Below are 17,357 nucleotides of genomic sequence, written 5' to 3' on the forward strand. Positions count from 1 at the left end.
TTGAACAGATTTGCGCAGATTAACTTTGGATTGATTGTTCACCACAGAGGCACAGAGGGCACAGAGTAAATTTGGGAGACCTTTGAATGAGCTTCACCATTTTTTTTGATGTTGGGTTCTCACGGATTGCACAGATTTGCACAGATTAACTTTGGATTGATTGTTCACCACGGAGGCACAGAGGGCACAGAGTAAATTTGGGAGACCTTTGAATGAGCTTCACCATTTTTTTTGATGTTGGGTTCTCACAGATTGCACAGATTTGCACAGATTAACTTTGAATTGATTGTTCACCACAGAGGCACAGAGGGCACAGAGTAAATTATGGAGACCTTTGAATGAGCTTCACCATTTTTTTTGATGTTGGGTTCTCACGGATTGCACAGATTTGCGCAGATTAACTTTGGATTGATTGTTCACCACAGAGGCACAGAGGGCACAGAGTAAATTACGGAGACCTTTGAATGAACTTCACCACTTCGATAGACATTGGGATAACGCATATATTATTATATGAAGATCTTGTGTATGGTATGGCTTTATTTATACAATACACTGTTGGTTTAAATTGCGCAGCTGTTTATCATGCGGGGTGATTGTGACAACACTATATCGGGCTGGACACAGGGCTGTGTGCGAGTATCTATTAATATTATACGCTTTATATACGCTATACTTACGCTATATACACACTATAATTATAGGAAATCTACCAGAAAAGTATTACCTTAGCTCCTGATTATGGCAAAACAGAAAGGACTTATTACTTTAACCGGAACCCTTGGCGGTGTAAATTTTTATATTGCTAACAATAAAGCTTTGGCACGTGAAGCCGGTGGCGGATTTACCAGTGAGGCTATTAAAACCAAGCCTACTATGCAGCGCGTGCGTGAAAACGCCAGTGAATTTGGGCATTGCAGTAAGGTGAAAAAGCAGTACCTGAGAGCCTTTTTACCCTTTTTTACGAGTCATAAAGACAGTACACTACACAGCCGAATGATGACACTGTTTACGAAATTGAAAGATCTGGACGGTACATCGGTGCGTGGTGAGCGACGTGTGGTTAAGGGATTGGAAACTATTAAGGGACAGCGCTTACTCAGGCAATTTGAGTTGACTCCGAAACATCCTTTTATAAATTATCTGCACAGCAAGTGCCGGTATGATGCCGGGACACAAACCATAACGGTGAGTGATTTTTTGGCAAGTGACAAGAATGCACCCAAAACGGCCACACATATGGGTGTTATGATGGGCGTGCTTGATTTTGACTTTAAGGCTTTAAAGGCCGATTTGCGGTTGTCGACCACTCATTTTATACCCTTGGATACCACAGCTAGTTTTAGCTTGCAGCCCGACTTGGTGGCGCCTATTAGTCATTATGGTGTGGTGGTATTAGGAGTGCGTTATTATGAAATTATTGAACGGCCGGATGGTACGGATGAGATTTACCCGATGGGTGGTGTTGGGGTGCGTTGTGATTTTGTTATCACGGATTCTCACTGATTGCACTGATTGGCACTGATTATTGTTGCACCACAGATTCTCACAGATTCTCACGGGTTTTATTTATCACGGATTCTCACAGATTCTCACAGATTTCACAGAAATAAGAACGACTTTGGTTGGTAGGGTTTTTATCATAGTCTAGCGCCTTGTTTTTGACCTATAAGTGCGCCTTCGGGAGATGGCAGAAGATTTTAGAGTATTTTATTAACTATGTTTGCTCCGAAGTCACAGACTTCGGAAAGCAGTGTCACGGACTTGGCAGAGCGGGAGTTGTGTAATAGGATGTAACAAGGCTATCAGAGCTATCGATTGAAATGCTATAACGAATTGGTAATTTTATTTCTATTTACTTTTTTGAGGGCCAAAAAAGTAACAAAAAAGCCTTTCGCCGTCGAAGGTATTTTCTTTAGTGCTCGGGCACTAAAGAAACCGCAAACAAAAGGCTAAAGTTTCTCCAAGGCTTCAAAACTTTTTAACGCCTTTTGTTTGCTATACTGCCGACAGCGCCTTCCGCTTAGGCGGAATTAGATTTGACAATCTTTGCGTAGAGACTTTCGCTTGGTTAGCTTCTTGCTCTGAAGGGGGCCAAGGTTTTTGAGTTATGTGTTTTGAGTTTTAAATTGTCGAACTTAGAGTGTATTATTAATCACAGATTCTCACAGATTTCACAGAAATACGAACGACTTTGGTTGGTAGGGTTTTTGTCATAGCCTAGCGCCTTGTTTTTGACCTATAGGTGTGCCTTCGGGAGATGGCAGAAGGTTTTAGAGTATTTTATTAACTATGTTTACTCCGAAGTCACAGACTTCGGAAAGCGGTGTTGTTCCAAAACGACTTGCGAAACTTGTTCTGTGTGCTCATATGCTGAGTATTCGTAGCTTATAATCTGGTTAGTTTATTTAATCGCGTTAAATAGGCTTGTTCATAATTTCGTTTAAACCTTTCAGATAAATAAGAATTTTGAATGCGTTGTTTCACTTCTTCTTCCTTACTGGTTAACAGTGCTATCGTTTTATCAATTTGGTTTTTTGGAATACCTGCTTTTTTTCCAAGTATAATGAATTGTTCGTGTACTTTGCCTTTTGCGTCCGTTGAGGGAAGTAAGCCTTCGCTTAGAGCAAAATCTCTATCGTCAATATGCATACGACTGTTTAGCAAATCATAGGCAGGACTTAACTTAAAGTCACCAAAAGAGGTTTCTATTAATGAGAAATTCTTGTAATGTGCATCTCCATTCGACATCAAATAATTAAATAATATAAGACGAAATAGCTTTGGAGCCTCTACTTGATAGGCTGGTACATACTTCTGCAGCAAATGAAACAAATACAAGTAATTTCCCTCGTATTTATAATTGTCCCCATGAGTTTGTGGTGTCAGGCCCGCTAATGTGGCAAAATCTTCTTGTGCCCATTTGGTTTTATCGTCACGAACATCAAATCGTTTAGTGATATAAGCTGGTGCGCCATTTTCAAAAAAGATCATAGCGTTTTCTGCGGTTTCAATTCCAAATACCTGCCTGGCAATTTGCATCGTTACATGTTCGTTAGCTGGCATTTGATCTGGATTTTTTCTTGCTCCGGGAATAGGTTTTAATATATAGGTTCCCTGCTCTCCTTCTTTTATAAGACGGAGTTTGTTTTTATCGAGTAAAACAGAAAACTTTTCCTGAACACCCGATATGGAAAGCCGTTTGCGGTTATCGACAAATAGCTTATCTGTTTCTTCATCTGAATTAGGTGCCGCATAAGGAAGCACATGGCTTACTTTTTTACCTTCGAAAACGCGCTTCAATGCAGTCCGACTGTAAGTACTGTACCCTTCAGCAAGAGTTCCCGGACAGTTTTTAATTGTTGGCATTTTCATGATTCTTCCATATTTACAATCCTAACTGCCCCTATCGCATCTGATTTTGCCGTAGCCATTAATATACCAAAGTAATCGTCTTCGTCTATTCGTAAATTAAAACATACCGTTTGCTTATTGGTACCCTCGGGCAACATGTTATAGAAGAAAGGAAACAAGTACTCAGAACAAAATGGCTCCTTTTGTTTGGGAAGTGTTAAACTCACTGGAGGTTTTGAAGTATCGTTAACCCATGATTGATTATAAGAAAATTCGAAACTTCCTTTGCTGTTTTGAATAAGCGTTCCCGCCCATTCATTTTTATAGATGACCTTCGCCTTTCTCATTATTTAACTTGAGGTATTTTCACTTGCAAACGCACTTCCATCCCCATTGCCCCTGCTAATTTTGACAAGGTTTCCAGTGTTGGGTTTCCTTTGCCGCTTTCAAACTGCTTCAAAGCGCGCAACGATACACCAGACAAATCTGCGAGCATGACTTGCGTTACTTGAAGGTCTTCTCTCCTTGCTTTTATTTGCTTTATGATACTTTCGAAGTGCATTGTATTGCTCTTTTTAATGCAAATATATTAAAATTTAGTGAATAAACAACAAAAAGTGCTTTATAATACTCTTTTTAGTGTTTTTGATGTTAGGATGATAGGCTTGGTAAGTACATAGTGCTCTAAAATACACTTTTACTGGTGAATAGTCGTTAACTATTGTTTGAGATATATGGCGTTAAGATTAAGGTTTCATCTTGTTGCGAAGACAGCAGACTTTGCAAGCTCTGGGTTTGCTCATTGCAATTTAATGGTATGATTGCATTTTGGATAATTGGTACAGCCTAAAAAGTTGCCATGGGTGCCGCGACGCTTAAAGCGCTATTACTTCTATTTGTTTGGGAGTATAAACCGTTATTTGGGGTTTGCCCTTATAAAGCACTACCTCGCCGGTAATGGCCACCAGTTGGTGCGAGTAGTCTTGCAGGTTGGCGCCTTCAAAGCTTAAGATGTTTTTTTTCCAGATCACTGCGGTAAAACTATGGTTTGGATATTTACCGCCCATGTTTATATAGGTGGGCACGCCGTTAATGCTTTCTATGGTGCTTACCTGCGCCACATAACCGCACACGGTAATGCGTTGCCCCACATAGTCTTGGGCGTTATACCCATTGGCCGTGCATTTAGAAGTATTGCCGGTTGTTGGGGCCGGTTGTGCCGCTACACTCAAGCAACACAACCATACCGCCCAACTTATTAAGCGTATCATTAGTGGTTAGGGTTTAGCGGCAAGTTACGGAATTTTTGAATACGTGGCTATGGAGATTAGGCCGGTAAATGTTATTCTTGTAAAACTTGGTTGGTAAGCGACGTGTTTGTTTAAAATAATTTTAATTGTATCTCCTTTTTAGGATAAAATATTCCTATAATTACAAAAGGGTTCTTTGACCGTCGCATATGCCATTGTCGGGTCGTACCTAAAAAGAAATATATCTCTTTTTTATTGATAAATTCATATTCAAAGCGCTGACGTACTTTTTCTAATGCCTGTTTTTCATCTCCTTCCGATGCCTTCAAGCATTTCCAATATAGTGCACCGATTTCCCAATCTTCAATCATTAATCGACTTGATTTTCCAGAGTCATCTTTAAAGCGATAGTAAAATTTATAAGGAAGTTTCGGAATTAATATTTCTGGATCCTTATCTTGTGAAAACAAATCACCCTGTTTACGAAGTTCCTTCCATTCATTTTTCCACTCTGGGTCATCTTCTACTATTTCTAAACGTTCAATTGTCGTTGGTTTAAATGTAGCCAGAGACTTATTTGTAGGAGCCTTCGATAATTCAATTAGTGCATCTAGATTTGTGAATACATTTTTTAAGCATATTTCTTTTCTTAACGACCAATTATTTTTAGTGTCAATTTGGTCAAATAGGCTTAAGTCTCGAAAATCATAATTTTTTGGCGAAAAACTTTCCGGTCTAAAATCATCTGACCTAGGGTTTAAATCCAATTCCATCCAAGTGTATTTAAAGGATTGCATCTTACCCGATTGTCTTTGTCCGAGCAAGAAGCTTAATGGTACCGGATAAATCCTAATCCAATCGCCATTTTCCAAAATACCTGCTGTACAAACCAGCTCATCATAACTACGGGAAGGTAGTGGATAAGTAGTAACTGTAAGCAAAACCTTATGACGTGGCATACTATAAGTGAATTAAAGCATACTTAAAATTAGGTAATTTACTAATAGATAATGCCAAATGCGACCGATGACACTGACAAGGTTCTGCTTCAAAGCACGTAAGCGCTATACGTTTATGCTGTTGTAATAATTTTACAATTTCAACCTGCAAATTTGTTGTTTCTAACAAGGTTGTTTTGCAATAATCGGCAAATAACCTGTCATAATCAGATTGAGACTCTAATTGTTGTCGTTTATCTGAGTTGATACCTACTTCAGGTATATGTAAATATTCAATATCTAAGCTGTTGCAATAACGTTTTAATAAGGTTTTACTAAAACCAAATTTCATGCTCAACGGATTTTTACGAACATCCACAAGCAGCTTTACATTGTTTTTTACAAGCTTTTGCAAATACATTTCTAAGGAAACGCCTTCATAGCCTATTGTAAATAATGTAATTTCTTGGTCTTTGGGCGTTGCCTTTTCCACACGTTCGTAAAGCTTTCCCGTTAATACTTCTTTAGCAATGGTACTCTTAATGGCATAAAAAGGAAAATTTAAATACGTGTGTTTAATAAGGGCATTGCTATTCATTTGCCCATAATCTGCAATTACTTGTTGTAAAAACTTTGCATCTGCAGGCTTGAGTTTTTGTAAGTAATTTGATGTATCTGTTTTGTTGTATTTATTTTCGGTTTCTAATAAATAACCTCTTTTTACCATGGTATTCATATCTGCCTTGGCTGAATAAGAATAACAACCAAACTTATACGGCACAAAATCGTACTCTGGGTTTGGCTTTTTCATGGCATACAAAAACAGTAGTTTTTGAAAGCGTAGTTTTTCTACCTCGCCACCAAGTAATTCAAGTAAGGCTAATATGATTTTTCTTCTGTAAAACACGTTGCAAAGTTACTTTTTATTTTTCTGTATCCCAATACCTATATGCACTGGACAGAGCTTACCGGCCGTCAATGCTTCAAGTAATGCTCTTTGCCTAGAGTCTGAAATCTCAATATACTGAAAAAAGTATGCTCCGCGCATTTCAATGTTATGTCGTTTCAAGTATTCTCTGTAAAAAACACCGGCCTTAGTAATGTGATTGCTAAGACGACCATTTAACCCATTTTTTCCGTATGTGGTGCGGCCAACATGCAGAACTTCATTTAATGGGCTATAGATAACATATACACCATGTTTGGTAGTACGATTAACTTTTCCTTTTACAGGAAATAAATGTTTTTCTGAAGCAATTAATTTTTCAAATAGTAGTTTTATTTTATCATTTTCTTTCATCTCACAACCTCCTTTTCCTTCGGCTTGCCCTCCGGAGCTTCAGCGTAGGAGGGCTCCAACGCCTCCCGTAACACCTGCTGCAAAAGCAACTCATTTTGCTGCTGACTTTCTTTAATGCTTGCCTCCAATTCATCACAATACTGCATCAACTCATCCAGCTTGGCGACTATGCGTTGTTGTTCATTAACTGGCGGTAGACCAATTAGGGTAAACGAAATAATATCCGTGTTTAAGTTAGGTTGACCTTGACCCCTAGATGCTTCTGACAAGAAGAAATCACTTTTTTCTCTTAAAAAATAGAATAAGAACTCTTTATTAAGTTTATCTATACCAAGAAAAGCAGCTATCCCATCATTAAAAGTTGTTGGGAACGTGCATATTCTTGGAACACCAAGGGTTGCGCCACTATTAGTTAACATCAAGGTATTTGCCTCAACAAAGCGAGTTTTGTACAATCCTTCTTCTTTTATTGTGTAAGTGTGAGTATCACAAAACTTACCTTCATATCCTGTTAAATCACCAACTTTTAAAAAAGGAATATTTCCACCATAATATCTTGGGTCGCCAGCTGGTCTTGGCGAACCGCCTCTTACAATACTTGCCAATTCCCCCAACCTACACCAAACCCAATTCTCAGGTATTTCAAAAGGAATTTCCTCTGCGGTGATGGGTGGCAGTGGTTTTTGCTTCTTGATTTTTTTCTCTTGAATCAAGCGTTCTTTTTCGGCTTTAATTTTTTCTAAAAGCTCTGAAGCAGGTTCATCTTTTTCATCCTGTGGCACCAACTTCCCTTGCATGGCTTCCCGCAAAAAGGCCTGGCGGAGTTGCTTTACTAAATCGAGTTGGTGGGTGAGTTCGGTCGAGATTTCATCCTTCTCAATTATTACTAATTCTTCTATAATTTTTCTTTGGAATTCAATTGAAGGCAAAGGAATTTCTAAATTCTGCAATTGCTTAGGATGTATTCGTTGAGAACCAACTCCTCTGGCATACTCCGTTAATTCTAAATATCTATTTCCAGCCTTGAAGAAATAGTAAATCCATTCAGGTAAACAATCTTCACGTACATCAAAACTAGGAATATCTGCGCTCGTTTCAAAGCCATCTAATTCTTCTGGAATTACTCCAAATGCCCCCTTGTGAAAATTTTGTTTTCCGTAGATAAATTGTCCAGCCTTCCTAATAAACTGTTTTGTAGCTCCTTCCTTCTCTGCTCCAACAGGTCGCTTTTCTACACCTTGAACATTCAGTTTAACTCGAATCCTCTTTTCAATGTCCGGATTCTCACAAGGGATGCGGCTTTCGGTTAGCAAGGAACCAAATGTTTCAGTCTTCCAAATCATTGAACTGCTTCCTTTAGTTTCATCAACAAATCATGGCTTTTGTTAAAGCTTTGGTCCAGCATCTCCATCAATTCCGCACTGGATTGGATGATTTCTTCTTCCTGCTTGGTGGGGTTTTTAATATCCAAATCGTAGTTGCGGTCAATGATGGTTTGGATGTCCACTTTCCAGCTTAGCTCGCTTTCCTTGCGGTCTTTCCACCAGGCTTTAATCGGGTCAAACTCTTGAATACCCAATGGTCTTGTTTTGCTATAAGCTTTTTGACCTTCGGGCAGGCGGTGTTCGTAATACCACACTTCTTTGGAAGGTCTGCCTTTGGTAAAAAACAGGAGGTTTGTGGCTACCGTGGCATAGGGCTGAAACACGGAGTTGGGCAAACGGATAATGGTGTGCAGGTTGCATTCTTCCAACAGCCGTTGACGCACCCGTTGCTTTACGCCATCACCGGTCAGGGAGCCATCCGGCAAGACAATGCCTGCTCGTCCGCCATTTTTCAGCAAGTGAATCATCAAGACCAAAAAGAGGTCGGCACTTTCCTTGGTGCGGTAGTTCTGCGGAAAGTTGTTTTCGTTGTTGTTGGCCACAATTCCCCCAAAAGGTGGGTTCGCTAAAATGGCGTTTACTCGGTTTTTCTCGGTGTAGTTGCTTAGCGGCTGGTCCAAACTATCACGGAAGCTGATGTTGGGCACTTCCATGTCGTGCAAAATCAAGTTGGTAGTCGCCAGCAAATACGGAAGCGGTTTGTATTCCCAGCCAATGATGTTTTTGGCAATGCTTTCCCGTTCTTCTACGCTGTTGGCCTGGGTTTTTAAATGCTCAATGGCAGCCGTTAAATAACCACCTGTTCCGCAGCTCGGGTCCAAAATCTTTTCACCCAATTGCGGATTGATCATTTCACAGATAAACTCGGTAATGGCTCTGGGTGTGTAGAACTCGCCACTTTTACCCGCACTTTGCAGCTCCTTTAAAATGGTTTCGTAGAGTTCACCAAAAGCATGGCGGTCTTTGGCAATGTTAAAGTCAATTTCGTTGAGCTTGTTCAACACCTTGCGGATGTTGATGCCGCTTTTCATGTAGTTGTTGTTGCCTTCAAACACCTCACGCACAATCAAAGCCCGTTTGTTCGCCAAATCATCACTCATGCCCACTTTCAGGTTTTTGAGTGTGGGGAATAACTTCTGGTCGACGAACTGTTGCAGCTCGTCACCCGTCATGCCTTCGTCATCACCTGCCCAGGCTTCCCAATGCAGTTCATCAGGAATGGGACTTACGTATTCGTCATTGAGTACTTCCAGTTCTTTGTCTTTGTCGGAGAATATTTTGAGAAACAGCATCCATCCTAACTGTTCTATGCGCTGCGCATCACCGTTTAGCCCGGTGTCTTGCCACATGATTTTGCGGATGCTGTCTATGATTCCTTTTAGGTTTGCCATTAAAAGTATTTTTAAAAACGTTTTGAAATAAATGATGCGGTTTCTTCTATATCCAGTTCCTGAGAGCTGTTACCACTGCGGATATAGAACTTTTTGGATTTATTGCCAGATTTATCAGCTACCTCAACGTAAAGCGGTTTGTTGCCAGCTTTGATATCAATTTCACAGATTTCGGTGTCAGCGACTATTGGGAAACGAATATCAAGACTTGAGGCTCCAAACTCTTTTCCAAATGCACTATTTACAAGGTTCTTTAAGTGCAATTCAAAATGATCCTTGTTAGGCTCTTTGAGGGTTCCATAGTCAGGTTCTAAACCAATAACCTCTCCTTCATCTGTTACCCCAATTATTAGCTTACCCCCATCCTTGTTGCTAAAAGCAGCTACCGTTTTAAGGATAATTTCCTCCATTTTTTTGTCTTGATGATTTTCCCTCCAATTCCATCGCATGGAAGATTTAAATTCTAAATAGCCATGCTCCCCAGAGGCAATCATATCCAAAAGGTCAACGGTAGTTGAAACTTTACTAAAGCCGATTGAAATGTTATTTAAATACTCGTTAAGCTCCCCTGCGAGAATTTTTCTTCTGGCTTCTAGAAAGGAATGAAAATTTTCGACTTTCCATAATTCAGGATCTTCTGGGATACACTGAAGTTTAAGGGCTGTTGGGAATTGTTTTTGGACCTTCGATAAATAGGCGTCTGCAAATTCTGCTGACTTCTCCCTGTTTTCGACTTGGGTAAGTATCGCCCTATTCGTAATTTCTTGTGCTAATTGATAGTCAAATTGATTATTCATATCAAAGTGACCACAGTCTCGAAGAACGGAGTATGCAAAAATATGGTCACGCTCAAGGCCATACTTTTTGCCCATATTCTTTCGTAGGGAAAATCCAGTCCCAAAACAAATTGCTCCCTTACTTTTGAAATACCAACGCATCAGCGAGAAAAGCGGGTGACGGATATCTCTACCAACAAATTCAGAAGGTTTAATTTCCAGGGGCCTCTCTTCGGCTATCAAGGCTAAGAGTGTTTCAAATGGAGTTGGGTTTTCTTTGATTATTTTTAGGTCTTTATCCAATTTTTGTGGAAGCTGCCCCACATAGCGATATCTGATTTGAGTGTAATAGAACCACTGGACAATCTTTTTTATTTCTTCTTCTGAAAGTTTGGGTGAGGGTTTTTGGTAAACGTAAAGAATAATGGGAATCAACGCATAAATAGAGTTGATTTCATCAGAATGGTCAACATAAGCTTGACTTTTCAAGAGATTGCATACATAATCAAGAACTTCACCATCAAGTCGTCTCCAAGCTTCCTGTACGTTAGCTTTATTTTCTGCTCCGTGTAATTTCTCCATTTTAGAGCCCATTTGGTGAACAGCCGCAAGAATTGCATAGACTAAAAAGTCTAACTTAAATACCCAACCTTGTTTCTCTAATTCTTGTAGCTTTTTCTTGAATAACTCTCTAGCCTGTGGCCAGTAGCCTGAAATCTGAGCTAAAGCAAGTTCAGCATCCGTTAGATTTACTCCACTGGAGTTCACGATATAAAAAATATCAATAGCTTCCTTAATGGACGCACGAACTGGGATTATTTGCTCTAAAAAGTCTTTGTCCTCTATTCTTTCAATTGCCCGAAAATTATCTGAAATAATCTTTTCTTGCTCCTTTGGTAATCTATCTACTCCCAATTTGTGCTCTAAAGCATCCGTAATATCACGTGTGCTTATTCCGCCCAAAAAGATATCCGTTATGTTAACCCATAAAGGATTGTTCTCCATGGTTTTGATTTTGTAATACTCGAGCTCCAATGTTTCGAGATTCACATGAAGATTTCGGATATCGTTCTCAATTTCTTCCGGAGTATAGTAAGGGGGGATTTCTCCACGCATGAGCATATAAAGCGTTGTAATTCGCTGCTGCCCATCTAGAATAATTTTTACGGTTCCTTTTGTTTCTTCGTACACATAATCCCCCTTTAATTCAGGTGGATTATTTGTTTCCCAAGTTAGCATTGTGCCAGTAGGATATTCTTTGATCAAGGAGCTAATAAGGTTTTTTGCGTCATACCTTTTCCAAACATATTCTCGTTGAAAGGCCGGTACGAATATTTGCCGATCATCTATCTTATCTAGTATCTGTCCAATTTTCATTAAGCTCCTGTTTTATATAACTCTTGTTCTAATTCTTTTACTGCTTCCAAGTATTTAGCCTTGCTGCCAAACTGCTTGATGATTTCTAAAGGCGAACCATAGTCGGTAAGTGGTTTCACCTTCAAAATGTCCATGCTTTCAATGTTAGTAACACCTTCATCTGCATATTTATCCAGTAGCGTTTCCAACACCTTTCGGGCTTGTTCGCCATATTTGGTGAAGTAATCACGTTTCTTTACGTTGTTGGCTCTTTCTTTTCGGGTTAGCGGTGGTTGTTCAAATGCCACATGGCAAATCAGGTCGAACAAATCCACTTCACGGTTTACCGCATCTCTCAAGGCTTCCACCAACACACCTTGGTCTTCCAATTCTTTGATGATGACCTCTTTTTTGTCTGTACTGTTCCAACGGTTCAGAAATTCATCTAATGAAGCATATTGACCTTTTATTAATTCTTTGGTGTGGTCTTTTAAACTGGCTGTAATAGGTTTGCCGTTGTTGTCGAAATACATTTCACGGCTTATTAAAACTGAAACATCTACACCGTTGACATAAACTTTTTCTCTGGGTTCTTTAACTTTGTCTGTTGGAGTTTGCGGTTCAGGGTAGCGGATTTCAGGTTCAATTATAATTTCCTGTCCGGTTATTTCATCAATAAGTGGAGTAGCTTGGTTTTCTTCTTCATCCACAATGTTGCTCAAGTCGGTTTCTTCTGTAACCGGCTTAATACGAATTGGGTCGCCATCAAAGTCTTTATCCGCAAAAAGATCTGTTACGTTTCTAAAGTCGAGAATGGTAAAATACATCTTTCCGAACTCTTCATTGATTCGGGTGCCTCTACCTACAATCTGTTTAAACTTGGTCATGGACTTTATTTCGGCATCCAGCACTATGACTTTACAAGTCTGAGCATCAACACCAGTGGTCATCAGTTCAGAAGTGGTGGCAATCACAGGATAGGTTTCTTCGGGATTGATGAAATTATCCAGTTCTCTTTTTCCTTCATCATTATCACCTGTAATTTGCATGACGTATTTGTGATTTTGTGCTACCAAATCTGCATTGAGATTTGATAAGGCTGTGCGCATGCGTTCGGCATGGTCAATATCGGTACAGAATATAATGGTCTTTGCAAAGCGGTCGTAGCCTTTTAAAAACTCGGTTAGTTTTCTTGCCACTGCTTGCGTGCGTTCTTCAATTACCAAATGTCTGTCAAAGTCTTTGCGGTTATAAACGCGGTCTTCAACCTCTTGGCCATCTTTGTCTTTTTTGCCTTGTTCGGGTCGCCATCCTTCGGCGTCTATATTTAAGTTAACTCTTACAACCCTGTACGGCGCCAGAAAGCCATCATCAATACCTTGTTTTAATGAATAGGTGTATATTGGGTCTCCAAAATATTCACTGTTCGAAACTTCATTAGTTTCTTTAGGTGTGGCGGTTAGGCCTATATGTGTTGCTTTTTTAAAGTAGTTGAGAATTTCTCTCCAGGCACTGTCTTCTTTGGCGCTGCCTCTGTGGCACTCGTCAATTACTATTAAATCAAAAAACTCAGGTGAAAATTGTTTATAAGCATTCGCTTCTTCATCAGCACCCGACAAACCTTGATACAAAGCCAAATACACTTCATAGCTTTTGTCGATCATACGGTGCTTTACTACCGTCATTTTATCTTTAAAATGTTTAAAGTCGCCTCGTCGTGTTTGGTCGATTAAGGCATTGCGGTCAGCCAAAAACAGGATTCTTTTTTTCTTACCACTTTTCCATAAGCGGTGAATTATTTGAAAAGCCGTGTAAGTTTTGCCGGTACCTGTTGCCATTACCAAAAGAATTCTGTTTTGTCCTTTGGCTATAGCCTCAACCGCCCGATTAATGGCAATTTGTTGATAATATCTCGGACTTCGACCGCTACCGTCAAAGTAATAATCCTGAGATACTACTTTTTCGGCTTCTTTGGTAACAATGCCCCTAAACTGGTTAAACTTTAGCCACAATGTTTCCGGAGAAGGAAAATTCTCTAAATCTAACTCTGTTTCTATTGGGTCATTATCTGCTGTTTTATCGTGGAATAAAAACCCATCTCCGTTACTGCTAAAAACAAATGGAATATCTAGTATATTGGCGTAATCTAATGCTTGTTGAATACCAGCTCTTACAGAATGGTTGTTATCTTTTGCTTCAATAAGCGCAATGGGAATATTGGGTTTGTAATAAAGAATATAGTCGGCACGCTTTCTGGCACCTCTGGCGGTTAATTTACCACGCACATATATTTTTCCATTTGTAAAAGAAACTTCCTCAAGGAGCTGCGTTAGCCTGTCCCAGCCTGCTTTTTCAATAGCCGGTGTGATGTACTTGGTACAAATATCTCTTTCAGAAAGACTCTTTTTATTCATTGATACACAGATTCAATATCTTGTTTTCAAATATACCACCCAAAGCTTAAATATAAAACAACTACTTTGCTTTTTAGTGGGTTAGGCTAACAGTTTGTTGGTTGTTGTGGCTAAAGATAAGTAAATGGGCTGTGGTGGTTTTACGGGATTCCGTAAAGTGAGTTTTTTTTAATGTTTTGCAGCTACCCGAAGGTGGCGATTTCGAAGCACTTCACTGTCAACCAAGCACAAACTTTGATAGAAGCTCAAAGCTTGATTTAACCACTGAACCGCCACTTTTGGGTAGGTGCTGTTAGGCACAGTTTTTATTTCTGTTTCTTGTAATATTTCTCTGAATACAATGTCTTTAAAGACTCAATATCAAGTTTATGAGTATTCAGGAATTCTTGTATTGTATCATCTGTCATTGATTGTATTTCGTATTTGCTAAATTCTTTAAAAAACGACTTAACATTCTGACGTAAATTCTTGAGCGTATTCCTTCTCATAATTTCAACTTCGTGTGTAAAATCCCCGTGATAAGAAAGGTTTTTGGTAGGAATAATCAAGATTCTTTTTACTGTCGATTGTCCATATTGACCTTCAAACCAAGCACAATGTGTATTCATTTGCCCTGCTTCGTGTTTATTAATTTCTTGTCTGTCAATATTTACCTCGCTTTTACATTCAAAAATAAAATATTGATTACTCACACCACACCATAAATTATCTGGTCCTTTTTTAAATTCTTTGTCAGGGCGTTCACTTAAAAAACCTAGCATTAATCCTAATTCTTTAAATGCAGACTCAAACTTTTCAGCTGATGTTCCAAATTCCAAATCTCCCAGAACACCTTCGATATTTAACATCAAATCTTGATAATTAGGATAATTTCTTAGATACTGTAATATTCTTTGTATCCTGTTTTCATTTATATACTCAAGTTTTTTGTAGTTAATTCCCTCTTTGGGTTTGAGAAGTTCGTTATTCTTTAAAAAAGCTGATTTTTGCAACGCGTTTGAATCTACCTTTGAATCTAAATACTTGTATCTAGCCAGTATTTGTAAATACCACCCTCGTTCACTGTCATCATTGCAATAATTGTCAATGATTTTTTGAATTGATTCACAAGCCTTTTCATAATCCCCTGCATAGTTTGAAACGGCAGCTTTCCTCTCTAAAACGAATGTTTCATATATTGTACTATTGTTATGGTTTGGCGTTATTTTATTCATTTCTTCTTTGTAAAACTCTTTCCAACCCTCATCTCTTTGTAGGAGTTGCTTCATCAAAGATTTCATAGCATCCATTGGCTCATTTTTATCAGAAAGCTCTTCAACTGCCATTTCCGCTATCTCAAGTCCAATCTCGAGTTGTTTCTTGGTCTGAGAAGAAAAATACTTATTTGTCCTACTACTTTTAATAAACTTTACAAGGTCACTTCCTATCAAAAATATTATGCAATAATCTTTTTCTCCTCTTACACTTCTGCCTAAACCTTGTTCAATTTTTTGAGCAACTTTGATATTAATTGAATCACTATTAATTCTATTAGCTTCCTCGTATCTATCAGAAAGTGAATGAAAAAATGGCTTGCCATCGACAATCAATATTCTACAACTTTCATCAGGCAAATCAATGCCATCGTATCTATTAGCAAAGACTACAGTTTGTTCATAATTTCCTTTTTTAAGATGGTCAACAACAGCTCCAATCTGTTCTGATTTTGGAACCAATGAACCAAGGTTGTAATAAAGTTCTGTTTTTGCGAAAGAGGAAACTAAAGCAACAACTCCATACGTCTTTTTTTTTGGCTTCGCTAGAGCATTGACTATAGTATTCTGGTCTAGTGTTTCATCAATGAGTGAAGGCATTAATAACATTTTTTCACCCGACCAAATTTGCTCAGGATTTGTTAGTGGATTCTTAACTGATTCAATATTGAAACCTAAACCTTTTATAAAAAATGAATCATCCTGTGTTGTAGCTGACATAAGGATTCTTTGTTTAGCTTTATCGAAGAAAGTAAATTTTTCAATTGGGATGTGGATAGGTGCTATCTCAATGTTTTTACCAGATATAAAAGCTTGGCAATTTTTTATATTGTCCTTTATAAAAGGCCAGGCAAATGCTAATTCTGTTTCTTCTCTTGATTCAGATAAAATATTTAATATCTCATCTGACTTTTCTATCCAACTCCAATACGGAATTGGCAAAAAAGAATTGTAATCACCATTCTCAATTTCCAAGAAAGTTCCTTGACCTTGCTCAATTAAACTGTCTTTAAATAGTTCAATTATTTGCTTGTAAATTGAGTGATTCTTGTCAAGATTAATTGTAAAGGAATCTTTAATTGAATCAATACAAGCGTGTGAATCATCTAAAATTATAGAACTAACGGGAATATAATCATTACCAATTCCAAATACCGTTTTGCCATTAAAAACTTTTTGGACGTGGGCTATTAGTATTTTCTTTCCATCTATAAAGTCGTTCGGTATTGAACCATCTTGTTCAAATGTGCAATAACTTATCCCAAATTTTTTAGCGTCTTTTTGTGCTTGTTGTACTAAGTATTTATTTGGGCAAACATATAGACAAGACCCTTGTCCTGAATTTATATGAGACTGAAGGATTAATAGTCCTATTAATGTTTTGCCCTCACCTGTATGAAGTTTAACAATTAAGTCCTTTTGATTTACGTGGGATTCAAACCATTCTTCCAAGATTTTATTTTGAGCAGGTCTTAATGGACCCGCAATACTTCTTCTGTCCAAAGAGTCGTAAATCTCAGTAGGATTAGTTTTCTTGTCGATGGCTAATTTATTAAGCCTTTTTTTAAAGTCAACCATTATATATTTTTGTTGTTCGTTGTTGTTTTTTTAAAATTGTGCCTAACTTGTTTATATCCTGAACAAGTTTCATGGTTTTGTGCCAACTTTACAGGATATGCCCAAGCTAGTTTTTTTTAACTGTTTTCAAATATAACAAATCCCCTCATAAAACCTAACAATCAACCGCTTAAAAAATAAATTTGTTAATTGCGGCCGGTGTTGGTTACAAACATAGGGTGGTTGGGTGAGGGTTTTTTACGGGATTCCGTAATTTAGAAAAAATAGTATTAAGATTGGAGTATTAAGTATTAAGATTGTTTGTTGTACGCAGATCATACCAACTAAGCATTTAAGGCATATTAGCTACCAAGTTAAGAGTT

At 38.4% G+C, this 17,357-nt stretch carries 13 protein-coding genes and 1 pseudogene; 1 reads left to right on the plus strand and 13 read right to left on the minus strand.

Annotated elements, in window-relative coordinates; genetic code table 11:
• Nucleotides 1–741 precede the first annotated feature (741 nt).
• Complete coding sequence (locus tag FJ651_RS07835) at nt 742–1,506, plus strand: hypothetical protein (RefSeq protein ID WP_140989958.1); 765 nt, start codon at nt 742–744, stop codon at nt 1,504–1,506.
• Nucleotides 1,507–2,388: 882 nt separating this feature from the next.
• On the opposite strand, the gene FJ651_RS07840 is transcribed toward FJ651_RS07835, so the two are convergent.
• The 13 genes and pseudogenes from FJ651_RS07840 to FJ651_RS07900 form a co-directional block, all read right to left on the minus strand.
• Nucleotides 2,389–3,375, minus strand: coding sequence for a type II toxin-antitoxin system HipA family toxin (locus FJ651_RS07840; protein ID WP_140989959.1), 987 nt, complete (start codon nt 3,373–3,375; stop codon nt 2,389–2,391).
• Complete coding sequence (locus FJ651_RS07845; protein WP_140989960.1) at nt 3,372–3,701, minus strand: HipA N-terminal domain-containing protein; 330 nt, start codon at nt 3,699–3,701, stop codon at nt 3,372–3,374. The genes FJ651_RS07840 and FJ651_RS07845 overlap by 4 nt, the downstream gene beginning before the upstream one ends.
• On the minus strand, nt 3,701–3,916 hold the full coding sequence (locus tag FJ651_RS07850; protein WP_140989961.1) for a helix-turn-helix domain-containing protein: 216 nt from the start codon (nt 3,914–3,916) through the stop codon (nt 3,701–3,703). The genes FJ651_RS07845 and FJ651_RS07850 overlap by 1 nt, the downstream gene beginning before the upstream one ends.
• A 237-nt stretch (nt 3,917–4,153) precedes the next feature.
• Nucleotides 4,154–4,222, minus strand: a pseudogene (locus FJ651_RS15865) (topoisomerase DNA-binding C4 zinc finger domain-containing protein); the annotation flags it as partial.
• A gap of 7 nt (nt 4,223–4,229) precedes the next feature.
• A complete protein-coding gene (locus FJ651_RS07860) occupies nt 4,230–4,625 on the minus strand; it encodes a DNA-binding protein (RefSeq protein ID WP_140989962.1) in 396 nt (131 codons plus the stop codon).
• A 110-nt stretch (nt 4,626–4,735) separates the two neighbouring features.
• Nucleotides 4,736–5,563, minus strand: coding sequence for a hypothetical protein (locus tag FJ651_RS07865; RefSeq protein ID WP_140989963.1), 828 nt, complete (start codon nt 5,561–5,563; stop codon nt 4,736–4,738).
• Between the two features lies 1 nt (nt 5,564).
• Nucleotides 5,565–6,449 (minus strand): DUF488 domain-containing protein, encoded by an 885-nt coding sequence (locus FJ651_RS07870; protein ID WP_140989964.1) that lies wholly within the window; start codon nt 6,447–6,449, stop codon nt 5,565–5,567.
• Nucleotides 6,450–6,458: 9 nt separating this feature from the next.
• On the minus strand, nt 6,459–6,842 hold the full coding sequence (locus tag FJ651_RS07875; protein ID WP_140989965.1) for a hypothetical protein: 384 nt from the start codon (nt 6,840–6,842) through the stop codon (nt 6,459–6,461).
• A complete protein-coding gene (locus FJ651_RS07880) occupies nt 6,839–8,185 on the minus strand; it encodes a restriction endonuclease subunit S (RefSeq protein WP_140989966.1) in 1,347 nt (448 codons plus the stop codon). Before FJ651_RS07880 ends, FJ651_RS07875 begins: the two co-directional genes overlap by 4 nt.
• A complete protein-coding gene (locus FJ651_RS07885) occupies nt 8,182–9,618 on the minus strand; it encodes a class I SAM-dependent DNA methyltransferase (RefSeq protein WP_140989967.1) in 1,437 nt (478 codons plus the stop codon). Before FJ651_RS07885 ends, FJ651_RS07880 begins: the two co-directional genes overlap by 4 nt.
• 11 nt (nt 9,619–9,629) lie before the next feature.
• Nucleotides 9,630–11,771 carry a GmrSD restriction endonuclease domain-containing protein gene (locus tag FJ651_RS07890; protein WP_140989968.1) on the minus strand — a complete coding sequence of 714 codons (2,142 nt, stop codon included), beginning with the start codon at nt 11,769–11,771 and terminating at the stop codon, nt 9,630–9,632.
• The gene (gene hsdR / locus FJ651_RS07895; protein WP_140989969.1) at nt 11,771–14,164 is read right to left on the minus strand and encodes an EcoAI/FtnUII family type I restriction enzme subunit R; all 2,394 of its coding nucleotides are present in this window, start codon (nt 14,162–14,164) and stop codon (nt 11,771–11,773) included. The genes FJ651_RS07890 and hsdR overlap by 1 nt, the downstream gene beginning before the upstream one ends.
• Before the next feature lie 305 nt (nt 14,165–14,469).
• Nucleotides 14,470–16,995, minus strand: coding sequence for a DEAD/DEAH box helicase family protein (locus FJ651_RS07900; RefSeq protein ID WP_140989970.1), 2,526 nt, complete (start codon nt 16,993–16,995; stop codon nt 14,470–14,472).
• Nucleotides 16,996–17,357: the final 362 nt, after the last annotated feature.

It is taken from the genome of Paucihalobacter ruber, assembly GCF_006494535.1.
GTDB classification, from domain to species: Bacteria; Bacteroidota; Bacteroidia; order Flavobacteriales; family Flavobacteriaceae; genus Paucihalobacter; species Paucihalobacter ruber.